The sequence below is a fragment of the Streptomyces sp. NPDC007875 genome (assembly GCF_042868035.1).
GTDB lineage: Bacteria > Actinomycetota > Actinomycetes > Streptomycetales > Streptomycetaceae > Streptomyces > Streptomyces antimycoticus.
The window spans coordinates 120037-132814 of sequence record NZ_JBIADZ010000018.1 but is presented as its reverse complement, the minus strand read 5'-3'; the positions used below and the strand labels follow the sequence as shown (position 1 = coordinate 132814).

The following is a 12778-nucleotide window of genomic DNA, read 5'->3' as shown; positions in this document are numbered from 1 at the left end:
GGAGACCTTACGACGAAGGAATGGGTTGGCAGTGCTCCTCAAAACCTTTGGTTGGTCGTTCGCCGTTACGGTGATCGGTCTGGCCTTGGCCGGCGTCCTCTGGGGGTGGAAGGGGCTCGCGATCGTCGGGATCCTCTCGATCCTGGAGATTTCGCTCTCATTCGACAACGCGGTCATCAACGCGGGCATTCTGCGCAAGATGAACGCCTTCTGGCAGAAGATCTTCCTGACGGTCGGCATTCTGATCGCTGTCTTCGGCATGCGTCTGGTCTTCCCGGTGATCATCGTCGCCATCACGGCGAAGCTGAGTCCCATCGAGGCCGTCGATCTCGCGATCAACGACAAGGACAAGTACGAGCACCTGGTCACGGCGGCGCATCCGGCTATCGCGGCCTTCGGCGGGATCTTCCTGCTGATGATCTTCCTCGACTTCATCTTCGAGGACCGGGACATCAGGTGGCTGGGGTGGCTGGAGAAGCCGCTCGCCAAGCTGGGCCGGCTGGACACGTTCTCAGTCGTGGTCGCCCTGGTCGTGCTGCTGATCTCCGCCACCACCGTGGCCACCGACGTGGCCCACGGCGGCGGTGACAAGAGCGCCACCGTCCTGTTGGCCGGGGTCGCCGGACTGGTCACGTACTTGATCGTCGGCGGCATCTCCAGCTACTTCGAGGACAAGCTCGAAGAGGAGGAGGAAGACGACGACGAGGCCGACGAGGCCAAGGGTGCGGACGAGGACGGCGAGGACGCCAAGAGTGCCGCGAACGCCCAGCTCAACGGCAGCGGCGGCCGTGGCTCCAGCGGTGCCTCGGTGGCCGGCCTCGCCGGCAAGGCCGCGTTCTTCCTGTTCCTCTACCTCGAGGTCATCGACGCGTCGTTCTCCTTCGACGGGGTCATCGGCGCCTTCGCGGTCACCAACGACATCTTCGAGATGGCGCTGGGTCTGGGCATCGGCGCCATGTACATCCGGTCGCTGACCGTCTTCCTGGTCCGCAGGGGCACCCTGGACGACTACGTCTACCTGGAGCACGGCGCGCACTACGCGATCGGCGCGCTCGCCGCCATCCTGCTGGTCACGATCAAGTACGAGATCAACGAGGTCATCACCGGCCTGGTGGGCGTGGTGCTGATCGCCGCCTCGTACTGGTCCTCGGTCGTGCGCAACCGCCGGGTGGCGGCCGAGGGCGAGGGCTCGGAAACCAAGACGGAAGTCACCTCCGGAGTCTGAGTCCGGAGTCCGAGCCCGACCGAAGTCACCTCCGGAGTCCGACCTCCGGGAGTGTGACGCGGCGGCGTTTGAGGAACGCTCTGAGCGGGGCGGCCGAGGTCTTCCGACCTCCCGGCCGCCCCGCGGCAGTTGATCGGCTTTGAGGCAGCGGAGCCACGAAGGGTGGGGGTGCGCACCATGGCGTTCTGGAGCAACTGGGGACGGTCCGCGTGGCGTGAGTTCGAGAGCGGCGACGCGTCCGGTGTGGTCGAGCTGACCAAGCGGCAATCGACGATCTCGCTGACCAAGCAGGGGGCCGCCAGCGGCAATCTGCGGATCAATCTCTCCTGGCAGATGCGCACCTCGGACTTCAACAGCAGGGCGGGGCGCGGCTCGTTGCGCCACCCGCTGCGGATGTTCAAGCCCGAGCCGGTGCAGGCGCAGGGGCCCGCGATGGTCAATGTCGACCTCGACCTCGCGGTGATGTACGAGCTGAAGAGCGGCTCCAAGGGTGTGGTGCAGCCGCTCGGGGAATTCTTCGGCAATCTCAACGAGGCGCCGTACGTCAAGCTCAGCGGGGACGACCGGTTCGGCTCCGGATCCGGCGAGACGGTCTACGTCAACATGGACCACAAGGACGACATCAAGCGACTGCTCGTCTTCGTCTACATCTACGACGGCACCCCCGCCTTCGATCGCACCCACGGCCTGGTCACGCTCTATCCGAGCAATGGGCCGCGGGTGGAGATCGCGCTCGACGAGCGGGCCCCGCAGGCCCGCTCCTGCGCCGTCGTGCTGATCGAGAACGTCAAGGGCGAGATGATGGTCCGCCGCGAGGTGAAGTACGTCTACGGCTTCCAGGCGGAGCTGGACCGGCTGTACGGATGGGGCCTCCAGTGGGGCCGGGGCTACAAGTCCAAGGTGTGACCGGCCTGCCCGCGGTGCGGCCGGGTCACGGTGTGACCCGCCCGTCCCGGGCCCTGCGCCCCGTCCGTTCCGGAGCTATCTGTTCTGGGGCTATCTGTTCTGGAACTGCGGCCCCTGCGGCGGCAGGACGAAGTGCGGGTCCGGCACCTGGACGGGGATCGGCAGCGGGGGCGGCGACACCGGCCCCGTCGGCTGCACCTGCTGCGGATAGCCGTACGCGGGCGGCTGCGGATAGCCGTACGTCGAGTACGTCGGCTGCTGGGGCGGATAGCCGTAGCCGGGCTGCGCCGGGGGCTGGCCGGGCTGCTGCGGATACCCCGCGGCCGGGGCCTGCGGCGGCTGGGGCGGGGCCTGCGGCGGCACATAGCCGAAGCCGCTGTCGCCGTGTGCCGTGGGGGGCTGCATGGGCTGGGTGCGGTGCGGGTCCCAGGGGTCGGGCGACGCCGCGTGCGGGTAGCCGTACGCCGGGGACGGGGAGTGGGGCCGGGTCGGCGCATCGGACGACGACGGGGGCGGCGTGCCGGGGGCCGCTGGGGGTGCGTGGGTGGCGGCGGACGGGGGCGCCGCGGGTGTCGCGGTGGCCGGGGGCTCGGGGGCGGCCAGAGGCTCGGGGGCGGCGGCCAGGGGCTCCGGAGCGGCAGCGGTCAGAGGCTCGGGGGCGGGGGTGGCCGGGGGCTCCGGGGTGGCGCCGCCTTCCGGCCCGGCCGGGGCCGCGGCTCCGTCGCCGTCCGAGCCGCCCGCGGCCTCGCCGTCCTCCACCGAGATCCCGTACTGCGTGGCCAGCCCGACCAGCCCCGTCTCATAGCCCTGCCCCAGGGCCCGGAACTTCCAGGCGTCGCCGCGCCGGTAGAGCTCACCGCAGATCAGCGCGGCCTCCTTACCGGTCTCCGGCAGCACCGCGAAGATCGCGATCGGCTCGGCGTCCGCCTCGCGCGGCGCACCGGACGAGGCGTCGTAGAGCAGCAGGCTCAGATCCCTCACCTGTCCGAAGGTGCCGCCGTCGGCGGACGCGGCGAGCACCACCCGGCGCACTCCGGGCTCCAGCCCGGAGAACTCGGCCTCGATGGTGTCCGTCAGCGCGCCCTGGTTCGGCTTCTTGGGGAGATGCCGGACCAGCCCCGAGGGGTGGTTCGGCTGGTTGTAGAAGACGAAGTCCTCGTCCGAGCGCACCCGGTCGTCCGCGTCCAGCAGCAGCGCCGAGGCGTCCACGTCGGGTACGTCCGTGCCGGGGGTCCAGCGCAACACCGCGCGTATGGCCGTGGCCTCCAGCGGGATGTTCGATCCCTTCAGCATCGCCTGCGTCATGGCGGCAATCCTGCCTTCCCAGTGGGTGCTGGGACAACGCAGGGTGCGGGGCGAGTGGTGGCGGGGAGGTGGTACGGGGCGGCGGGGCGGGTATGCCGGACACCACGCGGACGCACATGGGTTACGTGATTTTCACGCCCTTGGGGAACTTTTGACCCAGGGCCGCACGTACGATTATCGGCCAACCGCGGGTCAGTGTGGCCGAGGCGGCGTACCGGCAGTACGGGGAGTTAGATGCGGCATTTCGGACATCTGACGGATGAGGTGCGGGCGAGCGTCTTTCATCAGGAGCCCGGTGAATTCAGCGTGGACTCGCCCGCCCGGACGCTGGCCGTCGCGCTCGGCGCGACCCTGTACTGCCCGGCGACCCGGCTCAACCTCGCCGAGGACATCGTCAAACAGGCAGGTCGCGGCGTGGTGTCCATGGTGCTGTGCCTGGAGGACTCCATTGACGACGCCGAGGTGCCGGGGGCGGAGGAGAACCTCATACGGCAGTTCGCGGAGCTGTCCGGGCTCGGCCCCGGCACCCCGCTGCCGCTGCTCTTCATCCGGGTCCGCACCCCCGAGCAGATCGTCGATCTCCTCACCCGGCTCGGAGCGGGGGTGCGGCTGCTGTCCGGATTCGTACTGCCGAAGTTCACCGAGGAGCGCGGCGGGGCCTTCCTCGAGGCGCTGATGTCGGCCGAAAACGCCCAGGTGACCGAGGCATTGGGCGGACGACGGCTCTTCGCGATGCCGGTCCTCGAATCGCCCGAGCTGATGCACCGCGAGACGCGCACCGACACCTTGAGCGGCATCAGCCGGATTGTCGACAAGTACCGCGAGCGGGTGCTGGCGCTGCGCCTCGGGGTCACCGATCTGTGCTCGGCGTACGGGCTGCGCAGGGCGCCGGACATGACCGCCTACGACGTCCAGCTCATCGCGTCCGTGATCGCGGACGTGGTGAACATGCTGGGCCGGGCCGACGGCACGGGCTTCACGATCACCGGACCGGTGTGGGAGTACTTCAAGCCCCATGAGCGGATGTTCAAACCGCAGCTACGGATCAGCCCCTTCAGCAGCGGCCGCGCCGAATCCCTGCGCACCGCGCTGATCGAGCACCACATGGACGGGCTGCTGCGCGAGATCGAACTGGACCGGGCCAACGGTCTGCAGGGCAAAACCTGCATCCACCCCACCCATGTGGCCCCCGTGCACGCCCTGTCCGTCGTCAGCCACGAGGAGTTCAGCGACGCGGTGGACATCCTGGAGCCCCAGCGCTGCGGGGGCGGGGTGCTGCGTTCCTCGTACACCAACAAAATGAACGAGGTGAAGCCGCACCGGGCGTGGGCCGAGCGGACCCTGCGGCGCGCGGAGGTCTTCGGGGTGGCCCGGGAGGATGTGAGCTTCGTGGAACTGCTGGCGGCAAGCCTGCGGACGTAGAGCGAACCGGGTCCGGGACGGACCCCGGACGAGCGACGATGGAAACGAGGCGCAGGGCGGCGTGAGCGTGGGCAAGGTGTGGTCGGGACAGTGGGTCGCGGACCGGCTGGGAGTACGGCTGGACGGCGGCTGGGGCGCCGAGGCGCTCCGCGAGGGCGAGGGCGACGGCGGCCGGGGCGGCGACGCGCGGGGCGGCGAGGGCGTCAGCGGTCAGGGCGGCGACCGCGTCAGCAGCGGGAACGGCGTCAGCGGCCGGAACGACAGCGGCCAGGCCGGCAACGACGCCAGCGGCCAGGGCGGCGACGGCGGCGCCGAGCTGCGTGAGCTGCTGGGGCTCGCCCTGCGGCGCAACCCCAAGCGGGCGCATCTGTTGGTCTCCAACGTGCTCGGCAAGCATGTCCCGCAGCGCCCCGCCATCGTCCACGGTGCGGGCGTGCGGCTCGGCCGCCGGGTGCGTGAGCTGCTGGGCGACGAGGCGGCGGCGCGCTCGGTGGTGCTCGGGTACGCGGAGACCGCCACCGGGCTCGGCCACAGCGTCGCCGACGGTCTCGCCCTCGCCCCCTACCTTCACTCCACCCGCCGCCCGGTCCCGGGCGTCGCCACGGTGGGCGGCTTCGAGGAGGAGCACAGCCACGCCACCTCCCATCTGCTGCTCCCCGAGGACCCGGGGCTCCTGGCCTCGACGGGCCCCCTGGTCCTCGTGGACGACGAGTTCTCCACGGGCCGTACGGTCCTGAACACCATCGCCGCCCTCCACCGCCGCTTCCCCCGCGACCACTATGTGGTGGTCGCGTTGGTGGACATGCGCTCGCCCGAGGACCGCGCCCGCCTGGACGCCTTCGCGGCCGACCTCGGCGCCCGCGTCGACCTGGTCGCCGCCGCGGCCGGAGCGGTGCACCTCCCCGACGACGTCCTGGAGCGCGGCGCGAAGCTGGTGGCCGCACACGAGGCGGCCGCCCCGGACCACGAGGGCGCGCCCGCCCCCACGGCACCCCCGGCAGGTGCCGCCCCCACGGCACCCCCGGCAGGCGCCACCCTCGACGCAGGCCCGGCGGTGACCCGCGTGGACCTCGGCTGGCCCGAAGGGCTCCCGGACGGCGGCCGCCACGGCTTCACCCCCGCCCACCGCGCCCGCCTGGAAGCGACACTCCCCACCATGGCCACCCGCCTCGCGAACGCGCTGGCGCAGGCGCCGAACCTCGCGAACGCGCTGCCGAAGGCGCCGGACGACCCGACCCCGCCCGCCGACGGCGCCCCCGCGTCCCCCGGAGGCCGCACCGCGGCGCCCGCCAACGACACCGCCGCGCCAGCCGACAACCCCGTCGCGGCCCCGTGCCGGACCGCACCCGCTCCGGCCGCCCCGGGCGGGCCGGGCGGCGGTGGCGCTGGTGCCACCGACCGGCCCCGGCCGCCCCGCCCCTCCTCCCGCCGCGTCCTCGTCCTCGGGTTCGAGGAGCTGATGTACGCGCCGCTGCGTATCGCGAAGGCGCTCGACGACGTCCTCGACGGCGCCGAAGTGCGGTATTCGACGACCACCCGCTCACCCGTGCTCGCCGTGGACGACCCCGGGTACGCCATCCGCACCCGGCTGACCTTCCCCGCGCACGACGAGCCCGCCGACGGCCCCGGGCCGCGCTACGCCTACAACGTGGCGCCCGGTGCCGATCCGGACCGCCGCTTCGACGCTGTCGTCGCCGTCGTCGACTCGACCGCCGACACGCCCGCGCTGCACGCCCCCGGCGGGCTGCTCGCCGCGCTGAGCGCGCACACGGACCGGCTGGTCCTGGCCGTGGTGCCGGCGTACCGCCCCCAGACCCCACCCGCCCCCCGCACCGCCCCCGAACGACAGGCTCCGCCCATGCACCAACCGTCGTACGAGCCCCTGCGCGGACCGGACTTCTCGTCCTACGCGCCCGAAGAGGTCGGCTGGCTGCTCCAGGACTTCTCCCACGTCACCCTCGAGGCGCCCACCGAGGAGCGGGAGGAGGCGATCCAGAGCGGGGGCGCGCACTACGCCGAGTCGCTGCCCGTGGAGTACCAGCCGAACGAGCGCTACCAGGAGCTCTTCCGGGCCGCCCTCGACGCCTCCGCCGCCCGGATCGCCCGCGCCGTCGGCGCGGTCACCGAGACCGTGCTCGCCGAGCGCTCCCCGCGCCCCGTCCTCGTCTCGCTGGCCCGCGCCGGTACGCCCGTCGGGGTGCTGATGCGACGCTGGGCGCATCACGCCCATGGGCTCGATCTCCCGCACTACGCGGTCTCCATCGTGCGCGGCCGCGGTATCGACACCGCCGCGCTGCGCTGGCTGGCGGACCACCACGACCCGTCCGACGTCGTCTTCGTCGACGGCTGGACCGGTAAGGGCGCCATCACCCGCGAGCTGTCGGACGCCCTCGCCCCGTATCCGGACTTCGACCCGCGGATCGCGGTCCTCGCCGACCCCGGCCGCTGTGTGGACACCTACGGCACCCGGGACGACTTCCTCGTCCCCTCCGCGTGTCTCAACTCGACCGTCTCCGGGCTGATATCGCGCACCGTGCTCCGCGCCGACCTGGTCGGCCCGAACGACTTCCACGGCGCGAAGTACTACCGCGAACTCGCCGGCTCCGATGTCTCCGGATACTTCCTCGACACCGTCTCGGGCCGCTTCGCGGAGGTCGCCGAGGCCGCCATGGCCGACGCCGGGCAGCTCGCGGCCACCGACCGCACCCCCACCTGGGAGGGATGGGCCGCGGTCGAGCGGATCAGCCAGGAGTACGGCATCCACGACGTCAACCTCGTCAAGCCGGGCGTCGGCGAGACCACCCGGGTGCTGCTGCGCCGCGTCCCGTGGAAGATCCTCGCCCAGCGCGGCGCGGGCGCCGACCTGGACCATGTGCGGCTGCTCGCCGAGCAGCGCGGAGTGCCGGTCGAGGAGATCGACGGGCTCCCGTACACCTGCGTCGGTCTGATCCACCCGCGCTACACCCGGGGCGCCACCGGCGCCGACGGAAAAGCAGTAACCACGGCAGGCACGACAGACACCACAGGCACGGAACACGAGGCGAACACGGCGGGCATCGCCAACAGAGACGAAAGAACGGTGGCCGCACGATGAGCGTCCTGGTGGCAAGCGATCTCGACCGCACCCTGATCTACTCCGCGGCCGCGCTCGGCCTCGACATGCCGGACGCCGAGGCCCCGCGGCTGCTGTGCGTCGAGACGTACGAGGGCCGACCGCTGTCGTACATGACCGAGACCGCCGCCGGGCTGCTCGCCGAGCTGGTCCGCACCTCCGTCTTCGTCCCCACGACCACCCGCACCGTCGAGCAGTACCGCCGCATCCGCCTCCCCGGCCCCGCCCCCCGCTTCGCGATCTGCGCCAACGGCGGCCAGCTGCTGGTGAACGGCGAGCCCGACACCGACTGGAACCAGCGGGTCCGCACCGCCCTCGGCGACGCCTGCGCCCCCCTGGAGGAGGTGCGCGCCCACCTCAGCGCCACCGCCGACCCCGCCTGGCTGCTCAAGGAGCGGGTGGCCGAGGAGCTGTTCGCCTATCTCGTGGTCGAACGGGAGCTGCTGCCCCAGGGGTACGTCAAGGAGCTCACGCAGTGGGCCGAGCCGCGCGGCTGGACGGTCTCCCTGCAGGGCCGCAAGATCTACGCCGTGCCCAAGCCGCTCACCAAGAGCGCGGCCGTCGCCGAGATCAGGAACCGCACCGGAGCGGACGAGGTGCTCGCCGCGGGCGATTCGCTGCTCGACACCGATCTGCTGCTCGCGGCCGACCGCGCCTGGCGCCCCGGCCACGGCGAGCTGGCCGACGCCGGCTGGACGGCGCCTCAGGTGACCGTGGTCGAGGAGACGGGCGTCGCGGCGGGCGAGGCCATCGTCCGCGCCCTGGGCGAACGCTCCTCCGTCACCTGGGCGCGCGCCCGCAGCCAGGTCATCCGCGCCGTCTCCCGCGGCCGGGACTGATCCGTCCCGCCACCCGCCCAGGGCCCCCTTCGGAACTTCCCGCGCTGTCGTGACGTCGGGTTACAGTCACCACGTCGGCATGTGCGACATCGCCCGGGAAGCCGAGCAGACCGAAGGGGGCCGCGATGGCCGAGAGCAAGAGCACACCGATCACGGCCGAGCTGTACGACTACGTCCTGCGGCACAATCCGCCGCTCGACCCCGTACTGCGCGAGCTCGTCGAGGTCACCCACCGCAGCCTCCCCCAGCAGGCCGGTATGCAGTCGGCCGAGGAGCAGGCCCCGCTGCTGGCCTTCCTGGTCCGGCTGGTCGGCGCCCGCCACATCGTCGAGGTCGGCACCTTCACCGGCTTCTCCGCGCTGGCCATGGCCCAGGCGCTGCCCGCCGACGGCAGGCTGATCGCCTGCGATGTGTCGGAGGAGTGGACGGCGTACGGGCGGAAGGCGTGGGCCAAGGCCGGTGTCGAGGCCCGCATCGACCTGCGGATCGCGCCGGCGCTGGACACCCTGCGCGCGATGCCCGCCGAGCCCCATATCGATCTCGCCTACCTCGACGCGGACAAGGAGAACTACATCCCGTACTGGGAGGAGCTGGTCCCGCGGATGAACCCCGGCGGTCTGATCGTCGCGGACAACGTGTTCTACCACGGGGCCGTCACGGCTCCGACGCCGTCGGCCGCGGGCGCCGCGATCCAGGCGTTCAACGATCATGTGGCGGCGGACGTCCGGATGGAGGCGGTCATGCTCACCGTCGCCGACGGCCTGACGCTCGCGCGCCGACTCGGCTGAGGCGGCCGGACCGACCGCGTCACACGGGCCGGGCCGACCGCGTCACGGGGGCCGGGCCGCCCGCGTCACCGACTGCGAGGGCGGCGCCGCAAGAACCGGGCCCAGCGGCGGCTCCCGGGCTTGTCGGTGGGCTCGGCGCCGCCGGGCTGATCCAGCTTGCCCCACTTACCGGGCGGCTGACCACGCCGTTTCCCCGACTCCTCGTCGGGCCCACGGCGCTCAGCGGATTCGCCACGTCGCTCAGTGGACTCACGGCCACCCTCTGCCCCCGCACCGGCCGTAACGGGCCCGCCCGGGGCACCAGGGGTGAGCGGGGTGCCGGGCGGGGCGGCCATACCGGTCTGTTCGGCGGCACGCCCGCGCGCGGTGATCAGCTCCCGGGCGTGGACGGCCTCGCGTTCGGCCTGCTCGGGGTGGCGGGTCACCCAGTACGGATTGTCATGCGGCAGCCCGCCGCTGACCCGTCCGTACATGCCGAACCACATCAGCAGCAGCCCCACCACAAAGCTGAACAGCACGTTCTGCATCCGGAACGCCAGGAAGTTGAACGTGGTCTCCAGCACCGCCAGATTGATGAACCCGCTCAGCAGGAAGAGGATCCCGAGCACCATGTTGAGCGTCGAGGCGAAGTTGCCGCCGATGACCATGCCGACGCACAGCAGCAGCCCGATGACGATGGAGAGCACGCTCAGCGCGCCGTTGGTGTTCAGCCCGGCGACCGTGTCACCGCCGATGTCGAAGAAGCCGACCTGGTCGATCAGGCCCAGGATGCCGAAGGCGACGAGCACCAGCCCCATGAGCCCGGCGCCGATGCGATAGAACTTGCTGAGCCGGTGATCGACCGGCAGATGCTCATCGAGCGAGGTGTGCGCACCGATCCGCTCCGGGAAGTGCCGTGCGACTCCGGCGGGGTGAGGACCGATGGGGGAGGGGCGGCCCATAGCCATCTCCGGCCTCCTTCTGCTGGCGCCGGACCTCGGCTTCGCGCTGTTCGCGGTCGAGGCGGTACCCGCGGACGCCACGCCACCGTCGCGTACACGACGTACGCGCGCACATCCGGGTGCGTCGCGTACGTACGGAGGCGCGGCACGGGTACGTACCTCCCAGGATCCGCCCCCGCCCCCGTCGGCTCAACCGCAGCTCAACACGGGCTGATCCTCAGCTCAACACCGGTGCACCCTCAGCCGCAGCAGCCGCCCCCGCAGCAGCCGCCACCGCCACCGCCGCCGGACGGGGGCCGGGCCGGGGAGGCGGAGGAGGACGAGGCGCCGGTGACGGCCACGGTGGACAGCAGCTTCACCGTGTCGCCGTGCCCGTCCGGGCAGGACGCGGGAGCGGAGGACTCGGCCATCGGCCGGTTCAGCTCAAAGGTGGTGCCGCAGGCGCGGCAGCGGTACTCGTAGCGAGGCATGGCAGGAGCATAACCACCGAACCGCAGGTCAGCCCCCCGAACTACAGGGCCCCTGGCGCGCGCGCTCAGTGCCCGCTGCCCCGCTCCTCCCGAATCCCCTGGACGACCCGGGCGGCGGTCTGCCGTACGGCCTCCGTCTCGGAGAGGAAGTGCCACCAGTCCGGATGCCGCCCCTCCAGCCCCGCGATGGCCCGCTCCAGGCGCTCCACGGCGTCGTCCAGCGGGCGGGCGTGGCGCGGATCGGGCGTGGAGCGCCCGGCCATGGCCAGCCGCTGGGCGTCGCGGATCGCGAACCGGGTGCGCTCGATCTCCTTCTGCTGGTCGAACGACACCTCGTCCAGCCGCCGCAGCCGGTCCCCGGCCGCCGAGACGGCCTCGTCCGTGCTGTTCAGCAGCGCCCGTACGGTGGCCAGCAGCGCGGTGGCGTCCGGCCAGCGCTGCTCCTCGCGCGCCGCCTGCGCCTCCTTGAGCTTCTCCTCGGCCTGCGCCACATCCCGCGCCGCCTGCGCGGGGACCGACTGCAGATCCTGCCAGCAGGCCGCGGTGTAGCGGCGGCGCAGCTCGCTGAGGACGGGCTCGACCCCGGCGGCCCGCGTGGTGATCGCCTGGGCGCGGGTGCGCAGCGACACCAGCCGCTTGTCGATCTCCGCCGACCGCTCCGGCAGCCGCTCGGCCTCCCCGCGCACCGCCTCCGCCCTGCGCAGCACGTCATCGGCGCGCCGCAGGGTCTCCTGCACACCGTGCTGCCCGGCCCCCTGGTTGAGCTTGGTCAACTCGGGCGACAGCGCCGCCAGCCGGGCCGCCAGATCGTCCGCCCGCAGCCCCGACGCACGCACCGCGTCCAGTGCGTTACTCGCCGCGAGCAGCGCCTGCCGCGCCCGCTCCACCGCCGGCGCCAGCCGCGCCAGCCGCGTCTCGGCCTGCTCCAGCAGCGGCCCCAGCCCCTGCGCGAACCGGTCCAGATCCGCCTTGGTGCGCTCCAGCGCGTCCTTCGCGCTGGTCAGATCGGCGCGGGCCCGGGAGGCCGTCGCCGAGTCCAGATCGTCCCGATCCAGATCATGCGCGTCCACCGCCGTGATGTAGTCCCGGCTGACCTGGTCGATCCGCTGCCCCAGCGCCGAGAAGTCGGCCGCCGTCCGGCGCGCGGCGGGCGAATCGTCCACGGCGGTGATCGTCTCGATGGAGATCCGCAGATCCCGCTGCGCCGTGTCCAGCTCATAGAACGCCGCCGCCGCGGCGTCCTTGGCCGCCTGCGCCTCGGCCCGCTGACTCTCCCCCCGCCCCCCGAACCATCGCCGCCCCCCGCTCCCACCAGCGATCGAAAGCGACCCCACCAACGCCAACAACGGCACCGGCAGCAACATCAGCCCGAGCACGGAGGGACGGCGCGAACGACGCACACGGGCTCCCGGACGCGCAGACTCCCGCGATGGACCCGCAGACTCTGCAGATGTCGCCGCCACTACCCGCTCCCGATGGATCGCCCAGGTCCGAATGTCATTCTCCCACCCGACACTGACGAGCACAGCGCTCGGTTCGGTTCGCGATCTGCGGACTTCTCTCGCCCGAGCCCCGGATATGGGCTCCTCCCCGGGCCGGCTTCACGATTGCGGCACCACCCCAGGGACCCTGTAGGCTGACAGCTCCCCCAGGGCGCATAGCTCAGCGGTAGAGCGCTGCCCTTACAAGGCAGATGTCGGCGGTTCGAACCCGTCTGCGCCCACCAGCGAAAAGACCCCCAGCCGGTCCCGGTTGGGGGTCTTTGACATC

The 12778-nt window shown here is 72.0% G+C and carries 9 protein-coding genes, 1 tRNA gene and 1 pseudogene; 7 read left to right on the top strand and 4 right to left on the bottom strand.

Annotation, left to right across the window (positions count from 1 at the left end; genetic code table 11):
• The first annotated feature begins 31 nt into the window (after positions 1 to 31).
• Both ACFYOY_RS31630 and ACFYOY_RS31625 read left to right on the top strand, forming a co-directional pair.
• Complete coding sequence (locus ACFYOY_RS31630) at positions 32 to 1225, top strand: DUF475 domain-containing protein (protein ID WP_351882850.1); 1194 nt, start codon at positions 32 to 34, stop codon at positions 1223 to 1225.
• A gap of 177 nt (positions 1226 to 1402) precedes the next feature.
• On the top strand, positions 1403 to 2131 hold the full coding sequence (locus tag ACFYOY_RS31625; protein ID WP_137965592.1) for a Tellurium resistance: 729 nt from the start codon (positions 1403 to 1405) through the stop codon (positions 2129 to 2131).
• Between the two features lie 90 nt (positions 2132 to 2221).
• On the opposite strand, the gene ACFYOY_RS31620 is transcribed toward ACFYOY_RS31625, so the two are convergent.
• Positions 2222 to 3436 carry a TerD family protein gene (locus ACFYOY_RS31620; RefSeq protein WP_351882853.1) on the bottom strand — a complete coding sequence of 405 codons (1215 nt, stop codon included), beginning with the start codon at positions 3434 to 3436 and terminating at the stop codon, positions 2222 to 2224.
• Positions 3437 to 3670: 234 nt separating this feature from the next.
• Between ACFYOY_RS31620 and ACFYOY_RS31615 the strand changes: the two genes are divergently transcribed.
• From ACFYOY_RS31615 to ACFYOY_RS31600, 4 genes are all read left to right on the top strand, one after another.
• On the top strand, positions 3671 to 4858 hold the full coding sequence (locus ACFYOY_RS31615) for an HpcH/HpaI aldolase/citrate lyase family protein (RefSeq protein WP_351882855.1): 1188 nt from the start codon (positions 3671 to 3673) through the stop codon (positions 4856 to 4858).
• 61 nt (positions 4859 to 4919) lie between these two features.
• A complete protein-coding gene (locus tag ACFYOY_RS31610) occupies positions 4920 to 7952 on the top strand; it encodes a phosphoribosyltransferase (protein ID WP_388590893.1) in 3033 nt (1010 codons plus the stop codon).
• Positions 7949 to 8809 (top strand): HAD family hydrolase, encoded by an 861-nt coding sequence (locus tag ACFYOY_RS31605; protein ID WP_351882857.1) that lies wholly within the window; start codon positions 7949 to 7951, stop codon positions 8807 to 8809. The genes ACFYOY_RS31610 and ACFYOY_RS31605 overlap by 4 nt, the downstream gene beginning before the upstream one ends.
• A gap of 125 nt (positions 8810 to 8934) precedes the next feature.
• On the top strand, positions 8935 to 9597 hold the full coding sequence (locus ACFYOY_RS31600; protein WP_351882859.1) for a class I SAM-dependent methyltransferase: 663 nt from the start codon (positions 8935 to 8937) through the stop codon (positions 9595 to 9597).
• Between the two features lie 392 nt (positions 9598 to 9989).
• Here the strand turns inward: ACFYOY_RS31600 and ACFYOY_RS31595 are convergent.
• The 3 genes and pseudogenes from ACFYOY_RS31595 to ACFYOY_RS31585 form a co-directional block, all read right to left on the bottom strand.
• Positions 9990 to 10538 (bottom strand): annotated as a pseudogene (locus ACFYOY_RS31595) (DUF4383 domain-containing protein); the annotation flags it as partial.
• A gap of 239 nt (positions 10539 to 10777) precedes the next feature.
• Entirely contained in the window at positions 10778 to 11008 is a 231-nt protein-coding gene (locus ACFYOY_RS31590; RefSeq protein ID WP_237510712.1) for a zinc ribbon domain-containing protein, read from the bottom strand.
• 65 nt (positions 11009 to 11073) lie between these two features.
• Positions 11074 to 12372, bottom strand: coding sequence for a hypothetical protein (locus ACFYOY_RS31585; RefSeq protein WP_351883098.1), 1299 nt, complete (start codon positions 12370 to 12372; stop codon positions 11074 to 11076).
• Between the two features lie 287 nt (positions 12373 to 12659).
• Between ACFYOY_RS31585 and ACFYOY_RS31580 the strand changes: the two genes are divergently transcribed.
• Positions 12660 to 12734: transfer RNA gene (locus tag ACFYOY_RS31580), tRNA-Val, on the top strand.
• Positions 12735 to 12778: the final 44 nt, after the last annotated feature.